The organism is Sphingobacterium micropteri (assembly GCF_014692515.1).
GTDB lineage: Bacteria > Bacteroidota > Bacteroidia > Sphingobacteriales > Sphingobacteriaceae > Sphingobacterium > Sphingobacterium micropteri.
Window position 1 is genome coordinate 231955 of record NZ_JACOIK010000006.1, and the last position, 24335, is coordinate 256289.

Genomic DNA, 24335 nt, shown 5'->3' on the forward strand with positions numbered 1-24335 from the left:
AACCATGAAAAGACCATTTCAAAACCTAGTGTATTTATATATTCTGGCAGGACTGTCTTTGACCATCTTTTTAGTTCACTGTGGGCTAAAAGCATTGACGGTTACTGTCCCGGCACAAGCGCAGGTCGATGAACGCGTGACCTTTGTGATGCACAGTGGTGCGGAACCTCGTATAGAGGAACCGGGAACGTATACTACCCAACTGCTCGCGGGGATTATGGTTCCGAAAAGCTGGAATGCAAGAGAACAGGCCGTACTGACCTATACAAGCCCAAAAGGGAATGGAACATTGCGCATGATACCGGATTCGGAAATAGAGCCGGTGTCGGGTGTGAGCTGGCACCAGGCGGCCAAGAATATGTTTGGTATCGGTCCAAACCTCGTGGACGATTTCGAGTGGATTATCTACAGGAGTACGCAATCGTATACGTTTTCCAACAATGAAGACATAGACTTCAATGTGCAGGTTGCATGTAATGTAGGATCTGAAAATATGCTGGTCCGTTTAGGCTTCTATGTGGGGTCTTCTATCGAAAATTTACGCCCTGAGGACGATCAGTATAAGAAATTCACTTTTTCGGATGTCTTTGAGGTAAGCGGTGGTGAAGGTGATGTGCAAGACTTTGTCAACCCGCAATTGGGCACCATCCAGCCGGTAAGAAGTCTGGACAACGATATCATTACCCTTGTTTTTAATGGGGGGGTGATGAACACGGTGCTGGATGGGCTGAATGAGGTTTACCTGCGCGCGCAGGCGTTTGACAGCGATGGCCAGCTGATCGCAGAGGTGATGGAGCAGAACGACAAGACAAAAATGGGTAGCATAGGCGGCAGACAGTTTCGTATTGATATATGGCCGAGAGGGTTCTTTGCGATTGAAAAAGGAAAGCAAATTGCCCGTTTGGAATATTTTTTTACCAACGCCGATGGTACAAAAACGGTGGGGTATGGCAATACGGAAGAGCCTTTTCGATATACTTTCCGCTGTGAATAAGTTATCGGAGCAATCAAGGAATATGAATCAAAAAATTATCTGAAATATGATGAATCAGTATATAAAAATCAGTTTAATAGCTATGTTGTTTCTTTTTGTCGGACACCATAGTGTTTTGGCTCGCTCTTTCCGACAAAGTGTGAAGGGGCTTCCGGTGAACGTTGTTGACGAATACGGAAAACCGCTGTTGGGAGCAAAGGTATACTCCTTAGCGGATGAGCTAATTGGAGAGACCAGCGAAACGGGAGATGTGCGTGTAGAGGTGGTCGCCGGGACAGAGATTATTGTCCGGCATCCGGCATATTACCCCAAAACGATCGTGGTGGCGTCCGGCATCCGGATAGCGATGGTGGCCAATTATCTAAAACAAGAAGAAATACGGGAAGTGCTTTATGATCAAAAAACAGCTAAAAATCTGTTAGGAGCTGTATCTAGCGTATATAATAGCCAGCTCAAGACAACACCGACGCCGCTTTACTTAAATGCGTTAACAGGTAGACTCGCCGGGTTCTATACGCAGGAAATCAGTGGTTTCCGATCGGCACGGTCAACGGCCATTACCTATGGTGATCTTGCGGGTTCCTTGCCTACGGAAGGGACAAAATACAGTTCCGCGCTCAGCGATAATAGTGAGGTCTTCTTTCAATTGAGAGGGCAGCAACCCGTCACGATTATTGATGGCGTGCAACGGGAGATCTATTCCATTGATCCGGAAAGCATTGAATCCATTACCGTTGCGAAAGATGCGCTATCCTCCATTTTGTTAGGACAGCGCAGTTCAAGAGGCGTATTGCAGATCACCACCAAAAAGGGTTTGGCAGGTCCTCCCCGGATCTCGTTTACAGCGCAGACAGGTATGCAGGAAGCGTTGAAGGTGCCAGAACCGTTAAATGCTTATCAATATGCTTATCTCTACAACGAAGCCTTGGCGAATGCCGGGCGGCTACCGGCCTATTCGCAAGAAGAATTTGAGCTCTTCCGGAATGGAAACTCGCCCCTGTTGTATCCGGATGTAAATTGGTATGATGCGGTGTTGCGGAACAATAGTCCCATTACAAAGTACAATTTGGGGGTAAACGGAGGTATCCGCAATGCCCGATATGCGCTTTCGCTCAGTTATCTAAACCAGGAAGGGATGTTTAGGGAGTCTGATGAATTTGATTATGCTACCAATGTGAGTCAAAAACGTTACTTGATAAATAGTTCTATTGATGTCGATGTTACGAAAGATTTCACGATTGGATTGCAGCTTTTCGGCCGTATTCAGGATGGTAGACAGCCGGGAGCTGGAACGTCAAACATTATGAATGCTCTTTTTGCTACGCCTAATAATGCTTATCCTATCTTTAATGATAATGGTTCCTACGGAGGTTCTCCTCAGTTCAGAACGAATATTTATCAGCAAGTAATGGGTTCAGGTTACTTGATCGATAACACAAGGGACGTTTTTGCAAATCTGGATTTCAACTATAAATTTGACCAATGGCTACCGGGTTTATATGCTAAGGGAAAGGTGAATGTATCGGCAACTTCCTCTAGTCTCATTAACCGATATCGGCAGCAACCGGTTTTTGATGTGCAATATAATGATGCAGGGGAATTGACCTATATACGTTATGGAAACATCGCGGATCAACCCAATTCATTTTCGACCACTTCTACGGCAAATTTCGTTTATTTTCAGGGGGCAATCGGATATGACGGACAAATTGCCGATAACCACCAGATAGGCGGAAAGCTATTTGTCGATCAGCAGACGGCTAACTACCAGTTTGATCTGCCGGCCATCCATACCAATTTTGCCGCAACGGGTAACTACGCTTATAGGCAAAAATACTATGCCGAACTGGCGGTAAACTATTCCGGTTTCAATCGCTTTCAGCCGGGCAGGAAATACGGAACGTTTTATGCACTTGGCGTAGGCTGGGACTTGGCAAAGGAATCATTTTTATCTACACAGACAGATTGGTTGAACCAATTGAAATTAAGAGCTACCTATGGAAAAACGGGTAACACCAACGAAGGTGCGTTAGGTTATTACAGTTGGCGCGCTGCTTATGGTCAGGGAGGTATCAATGGTTACGAATTTGGTTCGGAGTACTCGTATATCAATAGTTTGGAGGAGAGGGGGTTAGCCAATGTGAACGCCACTTGGGAGAAAGGCAATAAATTCAATATTGGCTTGGATGCCTCTTTATGGAATTCGATGTTCCGACTGACGGCCGAATACTACCGGGATCGTTATTATGACTTGCTTCAACAGCGAGGATCGACAATAGAGATGATCGGTATAGGCTATCCAAATGAAAATATCGGTGAAAATCTGTTCGAAGGACAGGAAATTGACCTGACTTATCAAAACAATGTGGGGAAGTTTAACTATTTTATTTCGGCCAATGCCTCGCGTATGCGCACGGAAGTACTTTATATGAACGAAGTGCATCGCGATTATTCTTGGAATTATCGTACGGGTATGCCGGTCGGCCAAACTTTTGGATATTTGGCAAACGGACTCATACAGACACAAGCAGAGGCTGATGCAGCACCGTTATTGGGTGGTAATGCGGTACGTCCGGGCGATGTAAAGCTGGTCGACCTTAATAATGATGGAATCATCAATATACACGACCAAACGGCGATCGGCAACACGAAACCTATGATCTACTATGGTGCTACGCTTGGGTTTAGCATCTCCGGTTTTGATTTTAGTGTGCTTTTACAAGGAGTTGCGAACCGGACTTACCAACAAATGGATTACTCCTTTGGCAACAATGGCGATAGCCAGGGCTATTCGTATATGATGGGACGCTGGACGCCGGAGACAGCCGAAATAGCGACTTACCCTCGTCTTACGGTTGGCTTTGATCCGACAAACACGCCTTATCTCAATACCTCCAGCTACTGGACACGCTCTGGAGAGTACCTACGGGTCAGAAATGTAGATATAGGCTATACGATCCCTGCCTCTCTAAGCCGCAGGATTAACCTTTCTGCATTTCGTATTTTTGCCAACGCGCAAAACCTTTTCACCTTTACGTCCTATGACCGACTCGATCCGGAGATCTACGGAAATACCGCTTATCCAGCGCAACGGACTATCGTTTTTGGTGTGAATATCAAATTATAAACCTAAGACAGATACCGCTATGAGATATATAGAATTAAAATGGACTTTATGGGTTGCAGTTGCAATCTACGCATTCTCTTCTTGTAAGAGCGATTTGGAAAACGTGCCTATCGAGACACAAACCTTGGAGCAGGTTTTCGATACGAATGATTCAGCAGGTACTAATGCGAATCGCTTTTTGACAGATTGTTACCGTTATCTTCCCAATACGGGAAATAGGGTCGGTGGCGATTTCCTAGACTCGGGTACGGACGACGCTGTATCCTCCAACCCTACCAATACTTCGGTACAGCAGTTGGCTTTAGGCACTTACACGGACGATAGTTATCCGGACAATCGTTGGTCAGATTTCTATAAGGGGATTCGCATTGCCAGTATTTTTATCCAGAATATCGATCGGGTTCCGTTGAAAGGCCAATTGTCAAACGGCACACCGTTAAAACGTGTATGGAAAGCCGAAGCACGCTTTCTGCGGGCGATGTTTTATTTTGAACTGGTGAGACGGCATGGTGGCATCCCTCTACTGGGAGACAAGGTCTATCAACTGAGCGATGACATAGAGTTGCCACGTAATAGCTTTCAGGAATGTGTGGATTTTATCGTCGCTGAATGTGATGCGATAAAGGATAGCTTGCGGGTCGATCCGTTTGACCTTCCTAACTACGGACGGCCTACGAAGGCGGCAGCGCTCGCTTTGAAATCGCGCATCTTGCTATACGCGGCAAGCCCCCTGTACAATGGTGGGAATATCGGCGGACAGAATCCACTGACGGGTTATGCCGATTTTTCGGTAGCTAGGTGGCAGGCGGCAGAGCATGCTGCCAAAGAAATCATGGATCTTAACTTGTTCCAATTGGAGCCAGAGTTTAAGCAGGTATTCATTACCCGCAACAAGGAGCGGATATTTTCGAAGCAGGGCGGAAATAATACCAGTATAGAGAATAACAACGGACCTATAGGGTATGCCGCAGGTGTCAATAACGGAAGAACCAGTCCTACGCAGGAATTTGTGGAGACATTCGGTATGATAAATGGTTTGGACATTACGGATCCCAATTCGGGATATAATGAGGACGATCCGTACAGCGGCCGTGATAAGCGTTTCTATGCCACTGTTTTTTATAACGGAGCGATGTGGTTGAGTCGAGCCGTTCAGACGTTTGAAGGTGGGGCAGACAAGCCTGGCGGAACAAGGCAACAGACCAAGACGGGGTATTACCTGCGAAAATTCATGGGCAACTTTGAAGAGTCTGTCAATTACAGCGGTGTAAACCATGATCATATCCTGTTTCGTTATGCGGAGACGTTGTTGAACTATGCCGAAGCGCGAAACGAACGGCTGAGCGTGCCAGACCAAGCGGTTTATCAGGCGGTTGAAAATATTCGGAGACGTGCGGGTTTAAGTCCTTTTGAGCTTCCTCCCGGATTGAGTCAAGAGCAGATGCGGTCGCTTATTCACAACGAACGCCGTAAGGAACTTGCTTTTGAGGAGCATCGTTTTTACGATGTGCGCAGGTGGAAAATTGCCGAACAGGAATTTAATAAAGAACTACATGCGATGGTTATTTACGAAACGGGCACAGGTACTATTCGTCAACCTGTTCCCATCTTGAAGATGAATTTTGAAAAGAGAATGTATCTGGCACCGATTCCATTCAATGAGGTCATTAAAAACCCGAATATGGAACAAAATCCGGAGTGGTAGTCCAATTTAATCTTATAAGCTATTGTGATGAAAAGAGCATTATATAACGTCATAATAATGGTTTTTGTGCCATTTTTAACCTTTGCACAATCGACCGTTACGGGGATTGTAAAAAACAGTGCCGGCCCCTTGTCCGGTGTAACCATCTCGGAAAAGGGGGGCAACTCTGTACAAACGGATCGGAACGGACGATTCAGTTTGTCGTTAACCCGAAATAAAGAATTGATATTTACAAGTGTGGGGTATGTCTCGCAGGAAAGAACGGTAAAAGGCGGGGAAGATTTAGAAATTATCCTCCAATCAAGTAGTCAGGATATTAATGAGGTCGTTGTTATTGGATTTGGTACGACCAAGAAATTGACCAATACAGGAGCCGTTAGTTCCATAAAAGGAACCGAGATTCGCAATGTACCTACTTCCAGTGTGCAGAATGCGCTTACCGGTAGACTACCTGGTTTTGTTTCCGTCCAACGTTCTGGTCAGCCAGGACGGGATGCTTCCGATTTTTATATCCGGGGTGTGAGTTCACTGAACTCGGATGGAAATCAACCCTTGATTATCGTGGACGATATTGAATATACGTACGAACAATTGTCCCAGATCAATGTGAATGAGATCGAAAGTATATCTATCCTGAAAGATGCATCTACTACAGCTGTATTTGGTATCAAAGGCGCAAATGGGGTACTTGTGGTAAAAACACGTCGGGGAGAGTCGGGGACACCTCGGATTAATTTCCGTGCGGAATCGGGGATGCAGAGTCCGGTGACAAGACTGAATTTTTTAAATGCCTATGAAAGTGCATTGCTATGGAATGAAGCCATCGCGAATACAGATGGAGATAATACCAACCAACCTTTTAGTGCCGAGTCACTGGAGCGCTTTCGCTTGGGCGATGATCCTTATGGTCATCCGGATATCAACTGGTATGAACGTATTTTTAAACCGGTAAGCTTTCAATATAATACCAATGTGGATATTTCGGGAGGTAGCGAAAGCATTCGATATTTTATTTCAGGAGGTGCATTTTCGCAGGATGGGAACTTATATACCTTTTCCAATGAAGGTGATCAGATCAATAATAATTACTATTATAGACGATATAACCTTCGATCCAACTTGGATGTACAGGCTACTAAAAGCTTAAAATTACGGTTGGATTTCAGGACAAACTTTGGTAATATCAATTCTCCTAGGGCAGGTAATATCGTTGGTGAGGTGTTTGATTTCAATAAAATACGTCCATGGTCGGCTCCTTTCCTTAACCCGAATGGTTCATATACGTATGCTAACGATACGCAGGATCTTTTGCCAACTGTTAATGCACGCTTAGCCACCGCTGGATATAACCTAGATAGGCGGAATGATATTAATATTTTATTTGGCGGTACGCAGGAATTGGACGTGGTGACGACAGGCTTGTCTTTCTCGACACGTATAGCCTACGCCAGCGTGGAGTCTAACGTGCGGGAGCAGGCTAGGGACGAGATACCTGTGTATCGGTATTACCCATACACCGATAGTTATCTTCTGAAAGGTGGATCGCCTTATGTTTTAGGTAATTATACGTTGCGTGCTTACCAAGGTGATTACAATAACCGCATGAATTTTCAGGCTAATTTTAATTACGATAGAACTTTTGGTATGCATCACGTTAATTCTCTTTTATTATACAACAGGGAATCTTATAAAACCAAAGGTGATAAGAGTACGAACTGGATTCCGCAGAATTTCCAGGGTTTTACTTGGCGTACCGGCTATAATTACAGCGAGAAATATTTGGTGGATCTGACTTTGGCCTATAATGGTTCGGATCGTTTCCAATCGGATAAACGTTATGGTCTTTTTCCTGCTGTTTCTGTGGGATATAACCTGTCTCAGGAAAATTTCTTTAAAGAGGCATTCCATTTTGTAGACCTGTTTAAACTCCGAGCCTCTTATGGCGTTGTCGGCTCAGACAAAGTAGCGGGAGATCGGTATCTTTTTCAACAGGTCTACAACGGAGGAGGGGGATATTCCTTCGGAGAAACGCATCAATCCTCGGGTACGATCTATGAGGGGAATTTAGGAAATCCACGTGTGACTTGGGAAAAGCAGCGCTCGTTTGATGTGGGATTGGAAATGAACGTATTAAACAACAAATTCTCCTTAGTCGTGGACTATTTCAACAATATTCGCTATGATCAATTGGTTACATCACAATCGTTGCCTATCCATATCGGTGTAGGAGTTTCTCCAACGAATATAGCTCGTGTTCGCAACCGCGGTGTGGAATTTGAATTGAACTATAATGACCACATCGGTGCGTTCAATTATAATATAAAGGGTGTATTGACCTATTTCAAGAATAAAATCTTATTCCAGGATGAGCCTATGCCTGCTTATCCCTGGTTAAAGCTGACAGGCCACCAGATCAATCAGCCTATTGGTTATCTATTTGATGGATTTTACACGGAAGAGAATATGCCGGATAGTCCAAAGCCTACTGGAGGGTATATTGTACAACCCGGTGATCTGCGTTACAAGGACCTCAATGGCGATGGTATCATTGACGACTACGACAGAACAACGATAGGCCGACCGAACATCCCCAATACCAGTTTTGGTTTAACGCTTGGGGGAAGCTATAAAGGTTTCAGTTTTAGTGCGTTGTTGCAGGGAACGACCGGCTACAGCTTTAGCGTACAGGGAAGTGGTATCGAGCCTTTCCAAAGCCAGTTCCAGCCTATACACCAAGAACGTTGGACGCCTGAAACAGCTTCAACGGCGATGTTTCCTCGTCTAACCACTAACCCTACAACGATTAGTAGCCCTTCCTCGTATATGTCGGATTTCTGGTTAATTGACGCGACTTATCTTCGGTTAAAAACAGTGGAATTGGGCTATCAGTTGCCGGATCGTTGGTTGCCTTTCAAGATCAATAATGCGCGGGCTTATGTAAGCGGATATAATCTATTTACTTGGACAAACTATTCCTTGTATCAGCAAGATCCGGAGGTAACTTCTAATACGGCAGGGGATGCTTATCAAAACCAACGTGTGATTAATTTGGGTATTCAAATAGGGCTTTAATACAAAAAATACAGTGCTTGGAATAAATCTTTATTTTTGAGCACTGTATTATATTGAAATTATGTTTCCTACATTCTCCTCATTAATCAATTACATATTTGGTACAGATTTTTCCTGGCCGATCCCGACCTTTGGCTTTTTTGTCACGTTGGCTTTTATACTTTCCTATCTGGTGTTTAAAAGTGAATTTGAAAGGAAAGAAAAACGGGGAGAATTTAAAGCTTTCAAAGAGTACATGCGTTGGGGAACAAAGGCTACAACCTTTCTTTTTTTAGGGTATGGTTTTTTGGGGTTTTTCGTTGGATATAAGGGGGTTGGAGCTTTATTAGACCCCGATATATTTTCCCGTAATCCCCTTCGCTTTATCTTTTCGATACAAGGAAACTGGACCGCCGGAGTGTTGTTGGCATTGATCTCTTGTGTGCTAATAGGTCTTTTGTATAGAAAATGGATTTTCTTAAAGAACACGACGGAAACGAGATGGGTAAGACCGAAAGAGTTACTGCCTATTATGTTATTATGGGCGGGAATAACGGGATTTATTGGATCCAAAGTCTTTAATATTTTTGAGGACGGAAATTTACATCACGCCCATTCCATTTTTGAAATCTTGGATTTCAGTGGCCTTACATTTTGGGGTGGCCTTATTTTTGGGGCAACCAGCTATCTTTATATTGGTATGCGGAAGGGGATGGGATGGCGACATTTGGCAGATGTAGGATCGCTGGGTATGTTGGTCGCTTATGGTGTCGGGAGGATCGGATGTCATCTTTCCGGAGATGGAGACTGGGGCGTAGTGAACACGGCAGAAAAGCCGCTTTCTTGGCTGCCGGATTGGATGTGGTCTTTCCGCTTTCCCCATAATGTTATTGGACAGGGAGAACATATTTCGGGATGTGAGGGCAAATATTGTTATATACTTCCAAACGGTGTATTTCCTACTTCATTTTATGAAGCCGTCGTTATATTACTTGTTTTTGCGGTTCTTTGGAAGATAAGAGGACGTATCAAAACGCCGGGGATACTATTTGTTATTTATCTGTTTATTGCTGGAACAGAACGTGTTTTAATTGAATTTATACGTGTAAATTATAAATTTAACGTGTTTGGACTCTATTTATCTGAAGCCCAATTGGTCGGTTTTTTTATGGTAGTGCTTGCTTTTCTATTAGGTGGATATCTAAAAAATAACTATTATCTTAGCAACCGATAAATAGACAGTTAATGAACCTACATAAGTATTTGTTATTATTACTCTGTTTGGGGCTTTTATTCGCCTGTAAAAAGGAGATCAAGAACCCACCGAATCCTGAACCGGAAGAGCCGACGGAGCAAGAACGTTTACGAGCGAGTATATATGACTATTTTAATAAGTATTCGTTGTGGACAACAAATATTCCGGATCTCGATGAGAATGGACGGTTAGATTTTGTGAAGAAATATTCTTCTAATCAAAGTCTTCTGACAGCTTTAAAAAACATGACACCTTTTTATCAGTTCAGAACTTATGAAACATTGAATATCGCGGTTGGCAATCGTTACGACCGCTATTCTTACCTGTACGAACCACAGGGTGGAGGTAATGCAAGTCGCGCTGGCGGTTTTCGGATGGATACGAATGAGGGGTATGGTCTTCACATTTTTTGGGGTGTGGTAACCGAGGAATCGGTAGCGTGGGCTCGTCCTGTTGTCTATTTTGTAGAGGGAGGCTCTCCCGGACATCAAGCCGGTGTTAAGCGAGGGGCAATTGTAATGGAGATTGATAATAAGCAAACACGTGTTCCTGTGTTTAAAGGAGAGGATGATGAGTATTATTTAAGCGATCAACCGTTAGCTAATACAATATTTAGAGCTTGGTACGATGGAGTGGAAAAACCGACATTAGCATTGAAGTTGAAGCTGAACGGGAGGGAAGATGTTGTCACGAAGCTCCCCTTAGAACGTGCAGCAGAATATGAAATAAAGCCTATTATAGCACATTCCGTTTATACTTATTCGGAAAAAAATATTGGGTATTTCGCGTATTCTTCCTTTGAACAAACGGATGATGGAACCCATATAGGCAATACAAATAAGGAAGAGATAGACGTTGTTTTCCAGACTTTCGGAACGGCTAATATAAAAGATTTGATTTTAGATTTGCGCTATAACACCGGCGGTTATGTTGATGCTGCGGTGTATCTAGCAAATAAAATAATTAACAGGCATGGTGACGGACAGCTGATGTTTTCCTATGAAACAAATGAATACCTCGCTCGGACGCAAGCCAATAGTTTTAAGGATGTATTCTTTAAGAAAAACAATGGGACGTTGGAACTGGAAAAAGTATTTTTTCTTGTCACTGAACAGACAGCCTCTGCTGCGGAGCTTCTTATCAGTGTGTTGAAACCTTACATGGAGATTGAACTTGTCGGTGACCAGCCTCGAACTTACGGAAAGCCGGTAGGCTTTTTCGGAGAGGATGTGGGTGATGATGTGGAGCTGTGGGCGGCCTCGTTTAAGACGATAAACAACGCAAAAAAAGAGGAAGATGAAAAATTCCGAGATTATTGGGATGGGTTGACCGTAAAGGGAGATAATATAGCAGTAGACCGTATCTCTTATGATTTTGGTGACCGTGAAGAAGATATGATTGCAAGAGCACTGGTGCTGGCGGGGATTTCTCCGCCAAGCGGCTTGCAGGCTTCCACCCGCAAAAACGTATCTACACAAGGAGGTATTAAGATTGGAATCATCAATAAACCAAGAGAACGAAATTTGTTGAAAACAAAAGATTAATAGCTGGTATTACAATGGCCTTCCTAACATATTGCTGCTAACTCTTCTATTTGTGATACAAAAACTATACAAATAGCTCAACGTTGTTTGTTAGGGCGACTAATCACTATCCGAAGATCAAATTCACACGTTTTCCAAGTCCGAACTCGAAAATCCTGTAAAGTGTAGAAAGCTGAATATCACATTTGCCGTTTTCAAGCCTTGAGATATAGCTTTTTTTAGTCCCGACTTTTTCAGCAAGCTGTTGCTGTGTCATATTAGCTTCTTTTCGAGCTTGTTTTAGCATTTCGCTGATGACGAAATATTGTGCTTTCTCTTCAAATCGGTCTCGTATTTCAGAACCTATTTTCCCGTATTTAATGTCTAATAACTCGTCGAAGTTTTTAGCGTTTCTGATTGTTTCCTTGTTCATTACTCTCCTCTTTTGAGTTAAAATATTCGTTTTTCAATCTCAGTGCCAACTGAATTTCTTTCTTTGGCGTTTTCTGTGTTTTCTTTTGGAACGCATTAAACAATACTACCAAATTCCCTTTGTCAAAACAGCAAAAAATCCTGTAAATGTTGCTTTCAAATTCTATACGAATTTCATAAAGCCCGTCAGTCCCCGTCAAATGGTCAAGAAATTTTTTTGGCACATTCTGAACGGTACGAATAACCTTAAAAACATACTCGATTTTTTCCTGTACTTTTTCGCTTTGCTCTATATAGAACTCCACAAAATAGTGTTCGTGAAAAATGATTTGTCTTTGTTTATTCATCACACAAAGTTAACTTAAAAGTTATCAATGAGCAAATTCGTAACGGATTTTTTTGAGCTTCTTCTTCTTTTGTCTTTAAACCAAATATTCAAATAATGTCTGATCTTTATTGACTTCGATGAAATCGAATTTATAAGATTTCATTCTTTCGATAAAAGAAGTATAATCTTTCGGGTCGTTTAGTTCTATACCAATTAATGCTGGCCCTCTTTCGCGTTCTGTCTTCTTAATATATTCAAATCGGGTAATATCATCCTTTGGCCCAAGTACTTCGGTTACAAGTAAGCGCAAAGCGCCAGGACGCTGCGGGAATCGAACGATAAAGTAATGCTTAAAGCCTTCGTAGAGTAACGACATTTCTTTAATTTCGCTCATACGGTCAATATCGTTGTTACCTCCGGAGACTATACAAACGACTTTTTTGCCTTTTATTTCTTCTTTGTGAAAATCTAAGGCAGCGATAGATAATGCGCCGGCTGGCTCCGCCACAATGGCGTCCTTATTGTAAAGTTGTAAAATGGTTGTGCAGATTTTACCCTCGGGTATAGGCTTCACGCTATCGAGCAGCTTGCTGCTAATCTCATAGGTTAAAGCGCCTATTTTTTTCACTGCAGCGCCGTCCACAAATTTATTGATATGTTCCAGCTCTATCGGGCCATTATTCCGCATCGCGGCAATCATGGAAGGTGCCCCTTCCGGCTCTACGCCATACAGTTTAACGTGAGAGGCATGTTTTTTCATGTGATAGCTCAGTCCTGACGATAGTCCGCCTCCTCCTATAGGGATAATAATGGCGTCTACATCCGGAAGATCTTGCAATATTTCTACGGCTACCGTACCCTGCCCCTCGATGATCTTTTCGTCATCGAAAGGAGGAATGAACGTCATATTATGTTCTTTTGTGTATTCCACTGCTGCTTTTTGACAATCATCGAACGTATCGCCGGTTAATACGATTTCAATATTGCCGTTGCCCCACATCTCCGTTTGGGTAATTTTTTGACGTGGTGTAGGACCCGGCATAAAAATGACACCTTTAATATCTAGTTTTTTACAGGAAAGGGCCACACCTTGCGCGTGATTACCCGCACTAGCACACGTAACGCCACGGTTTTTTTCTTCTTCTGACAGACTTACAATTTTGTTGTATGCACCACGTAGTTTATACGAACGCACCACTTGCAGGTCTTCCCGTTTTAAATATACCTCCGCATCATATTTTTCGGAAAGGTGTATATTATATTGCAGAGGCGTACGGTTTACAACGCCTTTTATGCGTTCTGCCGCTTGCAATGAATCTATGTTTAAGGTCATATTGTTTTAAGAATAACTGCCCCAAAAAGCGTCTTTAACAAGTGAAATGTCTTTTTTGCCGTTATGGCTATAAATGGAAACAATATCAAATCTGATATCGCCCCGATGGTTGATTCGTTTTAAAAAAACACCGGCTGCCTTGATGAGGTTTTTTTGCTTTTTTAAATCAACAAACTGAAACGGCTCGCCAAATTGCGTTGAACTTCGGCTTTTTACTTCTATAAAAGCCAGGATATCACCCTCTTTAGCAATGATATCTACTTCCCACCACTTATATCGCCAATTTAATTGTAGAATTTGGTAGCCTTGCGTACGTAGAAACTCTTGTGCTTCCCGTTCCCCCTGCTGGCCAAATTCTAAATGTTTAGCCATGTTTTATTTTAACAACGTATGCAGATCCTCATCGTTGATATCTTTTTTTGCATCAGCCATGATAAGAAACTTTTCATAGATTACGGCGAGGTTATCTTTGTCTAACTGATAGCCCAAGCGCTCCAAATGGTGTTTTAATGCATGGCGACCAGAACGAGCCGTCAAAATAATATCCGCTTCCGCTAATCCCACATCTTCCGGACGAATAATCTCGTAATTTTCACGATGCTTTAGGAAACCATCTTGATGTATGCCCGAACTGTGTGCAAAAGCATTTTTTCCAACAATGGCTTTGTTTGGTTGCACCGGCATACGCATCATGGAACTTACTTTACGAGAAATATGCGTGAACATTTTGCTGTTAATGCTGGAGGATAGGCCTGGAAATTGATTGGCGTGCACTTGCATAATCATAGCAACCTCTTCCAGTGAAGTATTTCCTGCGCGTTCACCGATGCCATTGATCGTACACTCAACCTGGCGAGCTCCGTTTTGAACAGCGGCAATGGAATTGGCTGTCGCTAATCCTAAATCATTGTGACAATGTGCTGAAATGATAGCCTCATCGATGTTTTTTACATTTTCTTTTAGGTACTTGATTTTGGCACCGTATTGATCGGGCAAGCAATATCCGTTGGTGTCCGGAATGTTGACAACAGTCGCTCCAGCAGCAATCACAGCCTCTACCATTTTGGCTAGATAGGCTAGATCAGCGCGACCAGCATCTTCCGCATAAAATTCGACATCTTCTACATATGATTTAGCATGTTTTACGGCAGCAACGGCACGTTCTAGAATTTCTTCGCGCGTCGAATTGAATTTGTATTGTATATGCATGTCCGATGAGCCGATTCCAGTGTGGATACGTGGACGTTTTGCATATTTCAACGCATCAGCAGCAACATCAATATCGTTCTTATTCGCGCGTGTAAGCGCACAGATAATAACGTTGTCCACTGCTTTCGATAATTCAACCACGGATTGGAAATCCCCTGGACTCGATACCGGGAATCCCGCTTCGATGATATCGACACCCAAAAGCTCTAAATCTTTGGCAATATCTATTTTTTCTGATGTCGTTAATTGACAACCAGGAACTTGTTCACCATCACGTAGGGTCGTATCGAAAATATATAAATGATTAGGATCGTGTAGCATAGTCTTAAAAATTATCTAAAATTAACAAATCTTTTTCCTTATCTCAAATATTCCAATACTTTGGCTCCCATCTCGTTTGTGCCTAATATATGTGTAGCAGATGTGTTCGCGTTAGCGATATCACCCGTTCTCCAACCTGCTTTTAGCGTATCTGCGACAGCTTGTGTTACCGCTTTGGCTTCTTCCTGTAGCCCGAATGCAATATCAAGCATTAATGCTGCTGATAGAATAGAAGCCAATGGATTCGCTTTGTTTTGTCCGGCAATGTCATGTGCCGACCCGTGAATAGGTTCGAAAAATCCTGTTCCATCACCTATAGATGCAGACGCCAACATACCCATCGAACCCGCAATTTGTGAAGCCTCGTCTGTTAAGATATCTCCAAACAGATTGGCTGTTAATACGACATCGAACTTTTTAGGGTTTTTCACCAATTGCATCGCCGCATTATCGATAAACATATGTTCCGTTTCTACATCTGGATATTCACGTGCGATTTCCTGTACAACATCGCGCCATAAGCGTGACGTTTCCAATACGTTTGCTTTATCAACGGAGCATAGCTTTTTGTTACGCGTACGAGCCGCCTCATACGCTTTACGTGCAATGCGTTCTACTTCATAGCGGTGATAATTCATTAAATCTGAAGCGAAGGTGTTATCATCGCTACGTGTTTTTTCGCCAAAATATACATCGCCAGTCAACTCGCGGAAAAATAAAATATCTGTTCCACGTAGGACTTCCGGCTTTAGGCTGGATGCCTCTAGCAATTCATCAAATAATAATATAGGACGAAGGTTGGCATATAACCCTAACTCTTTCCGTATTTTCAGTAAGCCTTGTTCGGGTCTTACTTTCGCCGACGGATCATTATCGTATTTAGCATGTCCAATAGCGCCGAAAAGAATAGCATCCGATGCTTTTGCTTTTTCTAGCGTTTCATCGGGTAGCGGATTGCCGGTCGCTTCAATAGCCGTATGTCCCATAATAGCTTCATCGAAGCTAAATACATGGCCGTATTTTCTAGCAACTGCTTCTAACGCTTGTTTTCCCCATGTCGTTACTTCTTGCCCAATACCATCTCCGGGGATGATTAAAATATTTTTGTTCATTTGTATATAATTATTTATATCGTTACTTCCTGTAACACCTCACCTTTTTCCAAGATAAATTTATGTTCTATGCAAGACGGTAATTGTGATTCATAATGACCGACGTAAATTAGTGTATTGCCATGTGCACACAGCTCATCTACCACGGCATTGAAATGTATAGTTTGTGCGACATCCAGTCCTTGGCATGGCTCATCTAGTATCAGTAATGGTGGGTTTTTGATAATGGTTCTTGCCAAAAGAGCCAAGCGCTGCTTTCCTAACGGAAGCGTGTGAAGCAATTGGTCTTTATAGGGCAACAGATCAAAGAAATCCAATAGCTGCTCCATACGTTTTTTTTCTTCGTACTTCACATCCATAAACCAACCGATACTATCGTAAAACCCCGATGCCACGGTATGCCATACGGTAGCATTTCGGTCAAAATACCAATGCATCTCTGGTGAGATAATGCCAACCTTTTCTTTAATGTCCCAAATGCTCTCGCCTGAACCGCGTTTCGTTCCAAACAACCAAATGTCTGAAGCATAGGCTTGCGGGTGATCACCGTTCAATAGGCTTAATAAAGTGGATTTACCCGAACCATTTGGTCCCTGCAACAACCACTTTTCGCCGGCCTTTACTTTCCAACTTACATTTTTTAATACGACTTTGTCACCGTAGCGAACAGACACGTTTTTCAGCTCAACTATATTTTGGCTGGTGGTCTCTGGTTCTTGCTGCAGAAAATAGGGGAGAGGCTTCTTTTCGCGAACATTATCTTTAGATAAATCCTTCACCTGTTCTACCACTTTAAGCCGGCCGTTTTCGATCTCTGCAAAACGATTGATGCAAGAAGGGAGTTGTGAATCGTTCGTTATGAGGATCAATGTTGTTCCTTTATCAGCAATTTCATTGAAAAGATCCAGAAGGTTAGCTCTCGACTGTTTGTCAAGCCCTGTGAAGGGCTCGTCAATGATTAAAAGTTGTGGATTAAGCCAGAGCGCCTGTACCAATTGCAATTTTTTATGCTCACCACTAGACAGCTCAATCAGCTGTGTATCTTTACAGTTTTCGAAACCCAGTGCGTACAAAATAGGCTCGGCGTCCGCATAACGAAGATCGTTTTTCTGACCGAAATGGATGAGGTCAGCGTAGACAGTGAGCGTGTCGTTTTTCTGGAACTTATTATAGCGTTGTTGATAATAGAAGTTCCGGTCTCCTTCCAGGTTGGTAAATTGATACCAGTTGGAAACGTAATAAGCGCGTGGCGGGCACGCGCTATGTTCATTAAAATGAAAGGTAATCTCTCCTGTGGCTTTCTCTTCTCCCACGATCACTTTAGCCAAAGAAGTTTTCCCTGTTCCACTTTTACCTCCGATAACCCAATTTTCACCCGGATATACCGCCCAATTGAAATCTGACAACACCGCCTGACCGGCGTATTGGACATTCAAATGCGTTATATGGACGACAGGATTATGGTGAATCATTATAATTAACGATAAAATGAAAAAGGTCTTATTCTTTCAAATTCTTCGATTTCTGCTGTATGGCTCAAGATGTAGTCGATATCATCATAGCCGTTAATTAAACAAGATTTTTTGTACGGGTTGATTTCAAATGTAAAGCTGTCCCCCGTAGCATTGATAGTTACGGTTTGTGCCTCTAAATCAACGGTTAGTTCCGCATTCGGATTCGCAAAAACGACATCAAATATTTTCTCTAAAAATTCATCGGGAACAGTAATGGGTAAGACCGCATTGTTTAGTGCATTGCCTTTGAAAATATCGGCAAAGAATGAACTGATGACGACGTCGAAACCATAATCTTGGATGGCCCATGCAGCATGTTCGCGAGAAGAGCCACAACCGAAATTTTTACCAGCTACCAATATTTTTCCGCTGTATGTTGGATTGTTCATCACGAAGTCCGCTTTTGGTTGTCCGTCACTATCATAGCGCCAGTCGCGGAATAAGTTATCACCAAACCCCTCTCTTGTGGTCGCTTTCAAAAAGCGTGCAGGGATAATCTGATCGGTGTCGACATTCTCGATAGGTAACGGTACTACCGAGGATGTTAATTTTTCAAATTTTTTCATTTCAGCCTTCTTAAATCAATTCTCGAATATCCACAATCTTTCCGCTTACAGCAGCAGCAGCAGCAGTCAGTGGGCTAGCAAGCATGGTGCGTGCATTCGGACCCTGCCGGCCTTCAAAGTTTCTGTTAGAAGTCGAAACACAATATTTTCCCGCTGGGATTTTATCCTCGTTCATCCCCAAACAAGCTGAACAACCTGGTTCGCGAAGCATAAAGCCTGCTTCCTCAAATATTTTGTCTATGCCTTCTTCTTTCGCCTGCGCTTCTACCTGTTTAGAGCCTGGAACAATCCATACCTCTACATTATCAGCCTTTTTCTTGCCTTGTACAAAAGAAGCAACAGCCCGTAGATCCTCAATACGGGAGTTCGTACAAGAACCGATGAAAACATAATCTACAGGATGTCCCAATAATGTTTCATTATCCTGGAAGCCCATGTAATCCAATGCTTTTTTGTAAGATGGGCGTTCTGACTCGGGTTGATCGGCAGTTGCCGGAATGGCGTTCGAAATGCCAATTCCCATTCCCGGATTTGTCCCGTAAGTGATCATAGGTTGAATGTCGGCCGCATCAAATTCTAATACGACATCGAATTGGGCATCTTCATCGGAATATAATGTTTGCCAATAGGCAAGAGCCTTATCCCAGTCTTCGCCTTTAGGAGCAAATTCCCGACCATGAACGTAGTCGAATGTGGTTTGGTCCGGCGCAATAAGTCCACCGCGGGCACCCATTTCTATACTCATGTTACAAACTGTCATCCGGCCTTCCATACTTAACGAGCGAATGGCTGAACCTGCAAATTCGACGAAATACCCTGTGCCGCCAGCAGCCGTTGTTTTAGATATAATATACAATACGATATCTTTTGCACCAACGCCCTTTGCCAATTCGCCATTGACTTCGATTTTCATCGTTTTTGGCTTTTGTTGCAATAGACATTGGGTAGCAAATACCTGCTCTACCTGCGATGTTCCAATTCCAAATGCAATAGCACCAAAAGCACCGTGCGTAGAAGTATGACTGTCTCCACATACCATTGTTTTTCCGGGTTGGGTAATACCTAACTCCGGACCGATAACGTGGACGATACCTTGATAAGGGTGTCCCAGGCCATATAGTTCAACGCCGAACTCTTTACAGTTTTTGGTCAACATATCCACTTGATAGCGCGAAAGTTCCTCCTGAATGGGGAGATGTTGATTAAGTGTAGGCACGTTATGATCGGCAGTGGCTACTGTTTGATTGGGGCGAAAAACGGGTATTCCTCTTTTCCGTAATCCGTCGAATGCTTGAGGCGAAGTTACCTCATGAATCAAATGTGTATCGATGTACAAAATATCAGGGAAGCCCTCTTGACGTTTGACAACGTGCGCATCCCAAATCTTCTCTACTAATGTTTTTCCCATTTCTCTCTTCTTTAAGTAACAAAGTAATCAGTGACCAGTAACTATAGGCTACTAACTTTTACGCATCACTGATTACTCATCACTCCTCACTTAATTATACAGTTTTTATGGCCTTCATCGCCGTCATCGCTTTACGTAATCTAACGCCTACGGTTTCTACAGGGTGGTTACGTAAGATCTCGTTAACTTGTACAAGCTGAACATTATCTACGGATCCGTCTTTACCGTCGTTGAAGTTTTTGCCAACGATATCTGTATCTACTTTTTTCATGAAATCAGCTAATAACGGTTTACACGCCTGATCGAATAAGTAACAGCCATATTCCGCCGTGTCTGAAATGACACGATTCATTTCGAATAATTTTTTACGAGCAATCGTATTTGCAATCAAAGGTGTTTCATGTAGGGATTCGTAGTAGGCTGATTCCGGTTTAATGCCCGCTTCCACCATGGTTTCAAATGCTAACTCTACCCCTGCTCTTACGAAAGCAACCATGAGTAAATAATTGTCAAAGTATTCCTGTTCGTTGATTTTTACATCACCAGCAGGTGTTTTTTCAAAAGCAGTTTCACCTGTTTCTGCTCTCCATTTTAATAGATTAGCATCTCCGTTTGCCCAGTCTTCCATCATGGTTTTGCTAAATTCGCCCGACATGATATCGTCTTGGTGTTTTTGGAATAATGGACGCATGATATCTTTTAGTTCTTCAGATATTTGGAAAGCTTTGATTTTTGCTGGGTTGGACAGACGATCGAGCATGCCACTTACGCCACCATGTTTCAAGGCTTCTGTGATAACCTCTACACCATATTGTACTAATTTCGAAGCGTAACCTGGATCGATGCCTTTCTCTACCATTTTATCAAAGGATAGAATGGAACCGGTTTGCAACAAACCACAAAGGATAGTTTGCTCACCCATCAAGTCAGACTTAACTTCGGCTACGAATGAAGACTTCAATACACCCGCACGGTGTCCACCAGTACCTACACAATATGCTTTTGCATACGGCCATCCCTTGCCTTCTGGATCATTTTCTGGGTGTACCGCAATTAAAGTAGGAACACCGAAACCTCTTAAATATTCCGCACGGACTTCAGAACCCGGACATTTAGGCGCTACCATGAGAACCGTAATGTCTTTACGTATCTGCATACCTTCTTCCACGATATTGAAGCCGTGTGAATAGGATAGAGCAGCTCCCTCTTTCATCAATGGCTGAACAGCATTGATAACCGATGTATGTTGTTTATCAGGTGTTAAGTTAATTACTAAATCTGCCGATGGAATCAATTCTTCGTAGGTTCCTACGTTGAAGTTGTTATCCGTGGCATTTTTCCAAGAATCTCTTTTTTGTTCAATAGCTTCTTTACGTAATGCATAAGAAACGTCTAATCCGCTATCTCTAAGGTTTAAGCCTTGGTTCAAGCCCTGCGCACCACAACCTACGATTACGATTTTTTTACCTTTTAAAGCATTAACGCCATCTGAAAATTCATTTGAATCCATAAATTCAGCGTGTCCTAATTGATTTAACTGCTCTCTAAGAGGTAATGTGTTAAAATAATTTGCCATTGTTTTTGTTATTATAATACGTTTGTTTTTGATTGATTTATTTTTTAATTGTTCTCCGTTGAGCTATTGCGTAACCGAAGTGTGTATTGTCATGGCCCACAGTTGTGATTAGAAGCTCTTCGATATTGTTTATGAGCACACCAAAGGTGGATGTGTCAAACGGCACAATTTTTTCGAAAATCCCTTTTTGGTAATCTTCCTGCAGCTTTTGAATACTCGAAATAGCCAGTTGCTTAAGCTCGGTTACTTCTTCTGCCGAGACAAAATAGGTAGGCTTGGAGCCTTTTTTATAAGCGTCTAAATACTTGACAGTTGACGTGTCGGAATGGATACCTGTCCGTATATAGCACAGGGTTTGTGTACTCACGACGATATGCCCAAAGTTCCAGATGATATTGTTATTAAAGCCTTCCGGAATTTGATTCAGTTCGTCTAAAGTGAGTTCATCTAATAAGCGGATAAAAGCGTTACGGCTATCTATAATAAATTTAAATGTTTCTGTCATTTTCTTTCCCATTTCTACATCGTAAACACTTTCTCCTGCTGATCGAGATATTCATTTTCCACGATTTCCGGAGCAGGTTCTTCGCGTTCAAACTGTTTTATTTTTGTATGGAATCCAGCACTATCCTTGATGATGGCAATACGAGCACCGCGTACAAATTCGATGAGGCCGTATTCACCTAGGGCTGCTGTCAGACGGTCGATTTCTTCCCGATGGCCTGCGGTTTCAAATACCGTGTAATCATGCCGGATGACCACGGCAGAAGCACCATATTCCCGAAGCAAGCGTTCCACAGATGCTTTCTCTGCAATGATTTCTGTTGGAACTTTGTAAAGGGCTTGTTCTTGCCAGATTAATTCTTCGTCCGTATTGTAATAGGCTTTTAAAACTTCTACTTGTTTTTCGATCTGCCGACACAATTTGCGGACCACATCTTCGCTCTCATTAATTAAAATGGTGAAACGGTGGATGCCTTCTACCTCTGATGGTGAGGTGTTCAAGCTTTCTACATTGATTTTTCTTCTGGAAAAGATACCAGAGATGCGCCCTATCATACCGATAGAATTCTCTGTGTATAACGTAATCGTATATTCTTGTTTTTCCATTTTTTTACTTTTTACTTTAAACGTATTTCCGATACAGATGCACCCTGTGGAACCATAGGGAAAACATTGTTTTCCTTGCCCACCATAATCTCCAATAAGTAAGATCCATCATGGTCAAGCATAGTTTTCAATGCATTGTGTAGATCTTTACGTTCGGAAATTTTGTTTCCTTCAATATGGTATCCGTTTGCTACGGCTACAAAATCTGGACTCGTGATGTTGACAAAAGAATAACGTTTGTCGTTAAATAACTGCTGCCATTGACGTACCATACCTAGAAACTCATTGTTGAGAATAAGGATTTTGACCTTTGCACCGAATTGCATGATCGTTCCTAGTTCTTGGATTGTCATTTGAATTCCACCGTCACCAATGATCGCAACGACATCACGCTCGGGGGCTCCATACCATGCGCCAATAGCGGCAGGTAACCCAAATCCCATCGTGCCTAATCCGCCAGATGTGACATTCGACTTTGATTTATTGAATTTTGCATAGCGACAAGTAACCATTTGGTGTTGCCCCACATCGGTTACGATAATCGCGTCACCCCCGGTTAATTCATTCAAAACCTTAATCACTTCTCCCATCGTCATGATATCTGACGTCGGGTTCAATTCATCCTGGATGACTTCTTTAACTTCCTTTTTCGCTAATTCACGAAATTCCGCTAACCAAGCACTATGATCATGTTTTTCGATCAGCTGCGTCAACATCGGAAGGGTCTCTTTACAATCACCCCATACGGGCACGGCTGCGGTCACATTTTTGTCGATTTCGGCTGGATCAATATCCAAATGAACGATTTTTGCCTGCTTGGCATATTTGTCCAATCGACCGGTTACGCGGTCGTCAAAACGCATCCCAACGGCGATCAATACATCACATTCATTGGTCATGACATTAGGCGCATAGTTTCCATGCATACCCAGCATACCAACATGCAATGGATGATCCGTTTCCAATGCACTTAATCCCATGACGGTTGTTGCTGCCGGAAAACCACCCTTTTCGATAAAGTCTTTAAAATCTTGTTCTGCCTTGCCTAAAATGACACCTTGCCCGAACAAAACGAAAGGTTTCTTTGCATTGTTAATAAGCTCGGCTGCCTTTTCTACATATTCTTTGCGTACAATCGGCTTGGGTCTGTAGCTACGAACGTGATCGCATTTTTCATAACCCTTATAATCAAACAATTGTATCTGTGCATTTTTGGTAATATCAATTAAAACGGGTCCGGGACGTCCGGTTTTTGCGATATAGAATGCTTTTGCCAATACACTTGGAATTTCCGTAGCATCAGTAACTTGATAATTCCATTTCGTGACCGGCGTTGTGATATTAATAACATCCGTTTCCTGGAAGGCATCCGTTCCCAACAAGGAAGCAAAAACTTGTCCCGTAATACATACGATAGGATTACTGTCAATCATGGCGTCAGCTAGTCCGGTAACTAAATTAGTTGCGCCTGGGCCACTAGTTGCGAAAGCGACACCGACGCGTCCAGACGTGCGGGCATAACCTTGAGCCGCATGAATTCCACCTTGCTCATGGCGCACCAAGATATGATTAAGCTTATCGTTATAATCGTATAACGCATCGTATATAGGCATAATTGCCCCACCTGGATAACCAAATATGGTATCTACCCCTTCCTGAATCAAAGCCTCCAATACAGCTTGAGACCCACTTAATTGGGTTTTCGGAGCTGTTGACTCTTGTGGCTTCGATAGCGTTTTTTCCAGTGTACTCATTTTAATAGTATTGAGGT

At 42.7% G+C, this 24335-nt stretch carries 19 protein-coding genes; 6 read left to right on the plus strand and 13 right to left on the minus strand.

All coding sequences use genetic code 11. The annotated features are described in order from the left end of the window. Positions 1-4: 4 nt before the first annotated feature. The 6 genes from H8B06_RS10060 to H8B06_RS10085 all read left to right on the plus strand — a co-directional run bounded on the left by H8B06_RS10060 (position 5) and on the right by H8B06_RS10085 (position 11676). The gene (locus H8B06_RS10060; protein WP_190994149.1) at positions 5-994 is read left to right on the plus strand and encodes a DUF4961 domain-containing protein; all 990 of its coding nucleotides are present in this window, start codon (positions 5-7) and stop codon (positions 992-994) included. A 46-nt stretch (positions 995-1040) separates the two neighbouring features. Next, positions 1041-4121 (plus strand): SusC/RagA family TonB-linked outer membrane protein, encoded by a 3081-nt coding sequence (locus tag H8B06_RS10065; protein ID WP_223857600.1) that lies wholly within the window; start codon positions 1041-1043, stop codon positions 4119-4121. 19 nt (positions 4122-4140) lie between these two features. Further along, positions 4141-5826: a RagB/SusD family nutrient uptake outer membrane protein gene (locus H8B06_RS10070; RefSeq protein ID WP_190994150.1), complete on the plus strand. Its 1686-nt coding sequence runs from the start codon at positions 4141-4143 to the stop codon at positions 5824-5826. Positions 5827-5853: 27 nt separating this feature from the next. Then, positions 5854-8898, plus strand: a complete 3045-nt coding sequence (locus H8B06_RS10075; protein WP_190994151.1) for a SusC/RagA family TonB-linked outer membrane protein — start codon at positions 5854-5856, stop codon at positions 8896-8898. Between the two features lie 61 nt (positions 8899-8959). Continuing rightward, positions 8960-10111, plus strand: a complete 1152-nt coding sequence (locus tag H8B06_RS10080; protein WP_190994152.1) for a prolipoprotein diacylglyceryl transferase — start codon at positions 8960-8962, stop codon at positions 10109-10111. A gap of 11 nt (positions 10112-10122) precedes the next feature. Next, the gene (locus H8B06_RS10085; protein WP_190994153.1) at positions 10123-11676 is read left to right on the plus strand and encodes a S41 family peptidase; all 1554 of its coding nucleotides are present in this window, start codon (positions 10123-10125) and stop codon (positions 11674-11676) included. A gap of 106 nt (positions 11677-11782) precedes the next feature. Here H8B06_RS10085 and H8B06_RS10090 read toward each other — a convergent pair whose 3' ends face one another. From H8B06_RS10090 to ilvB, 13 genes are all read right to left on the minus strand, one after another. Further along, the gene (locus tag H8B06_RS10090) at positions 11783-12088 is read right to left on the minus strand and encodes a helix-turn-helix transcriptional regulator (protein ID WP_190994154.1); all 306 of its coding nucleotides are present in this window, start codon (positions 12086-12088) and stop codon (positions 11783-11785) included. Further along, a complete protein-coding gene (locus H8B06_RS10095) occupies positions 12060-12434 on the minus strand; it encodes a type II toxin-antitoxin system RelE/ParE family toxin (protein WP_190994155.1) in 375 nt (124 codons plus the stop codon). Before H8B06_RS10095 ends, H8B06_RS10090 begins: the two co-directional genes overlap by 29 nt. 75 nt (positions 12435-12509) lie before the next feature. Next, positions 12510-13748: a threonine ammonia-lyase IlvA gene (ilvA, locus tag H8B06_RS10100; RefSeq protein ID WP_190994156.1), complete on the minus strand. Its 1239-nt coding sequence runs from the start codon at positions 13746-13748 to the stop codon at positions 12510-12512. Between the two features lie 6 nt (positions 13749-13754). After that, positions 13755-14120, minus strand: coding sequence for a YraN family protein (locus H8B06_RS10105; protein ID WP_190994157.1), 366 nt, complete (start codon positions 14118-14120; stop codon positions 13755-13757). 3 nt (positions 14121-14123) lie between these two features. Then, complete coding sequence (locus H8B06_RS10110) at positions 14124-15278, minus strand: 2-isopropylmalate synthase (protein ID WP_190994158.1); 1155 nt, start codon at positions 15276-15278, stop codon at positions 14124-14126. 38 nt (positions 15279-15316) lie between these two features. After that, the gene (leuB, locus tag H8B06_RS10115) at positions 15317-16390 is read right to left on the minus strand and encodes a 3-isopropylmalate dehydrogenase (RefSeq protein WP_190994159.1); all 1074 of its coding nucleotides are present in this window, start codon (positions 16388-16390) and stop codon (positions 15317-15319) included. Between the two features lie 14 nt (positions 16391-16404). Next, on the minus strand, positions 16405-17862 hold the full coding sequence (locus tag H8B06_RS10120) for an ATP-binding cassette domain-containing protein (protein WP_190994160.1): 1458 nt from the start codon (positions 17860-17862) through the stop codon (positions 16405-16407). A 5-nt stretch (positions 17863-17867) separates the two neighbouring features. Beyond that, positions 17868-18470 carry a 3-isopropylmalate dehydratase small subunit gene (gene leuD / locus H8B06_RS10125; protein WP_190994161.1) on the minus strand — a complete coding sequence of 201 codons (603 nt, stop codon included), beginning with the start codon at positions 18468-18470 and terminating at the stop codon, positions 17868-17870. 10 nt (positions 18471-18480) lie between these two features. Beyond that, complete coding sequence (leuC, locus tag H8B06_RS10130; protein WP_190994162.1) at positions 18481-19878, minus strand: 3-isopropylmalate dehydratase large subunit; 1398 nt, start codon at positions 19876-19878, stop codon at positions 18481-18483. Positions 19879-19972: 94 nt separating this feature from the next. Further along, complete coding sequence (ilvC, locus tag H8B06_RS10135; protein ID WP_190994163.1) at positions 19973-21454, minus strand: ketol-acid reductoisomerase; 1482 nt, start codon at positions 21452-21454, stop codon at positions 19973-19975. Positions 21455-21491: 37 nt separating this feature from the next. Next, positions 21492-21959 (minus strand): DinB family protein, encoded by a 468-nt coding sequence (locus H8B06_RS10140; RefSeq protein ID WP_190994164.1) that lies wholly within the window; start codon positions 21957-21959, stop codon positions 21492-21494. Between the two features lie 14 nt (positions 21960-21973). After that, the gene (gene ilvN / locus H8B06_RS10145) at positions 21974-22564 is read right to left on the minus strand and encodes an acetolactate synthase small subunit (protein WP_130141845.1); all 591 of its coding nucleotides are present in this window, start codon (positions 22562-22564) and stop codon (positions 21974-21976) included. 11 nt (positions 22565-22575) lie between these two features. After that, positions 22576-24318 carry a biosynthetic-type acetolactate synthase large subunit gene (ilvB, locus tag H8B06_RS10150; RefSeq protein WP_190994165.1) on the minus strand — a complete coding sequence of 581 codons (1743 nt, stop codon included), beginning with the start codon at positions 24316-24318 and terminating at the stop codon, positions 22576-22578. Positions 24319-24335: the final 17 nt, after the last annotated feature.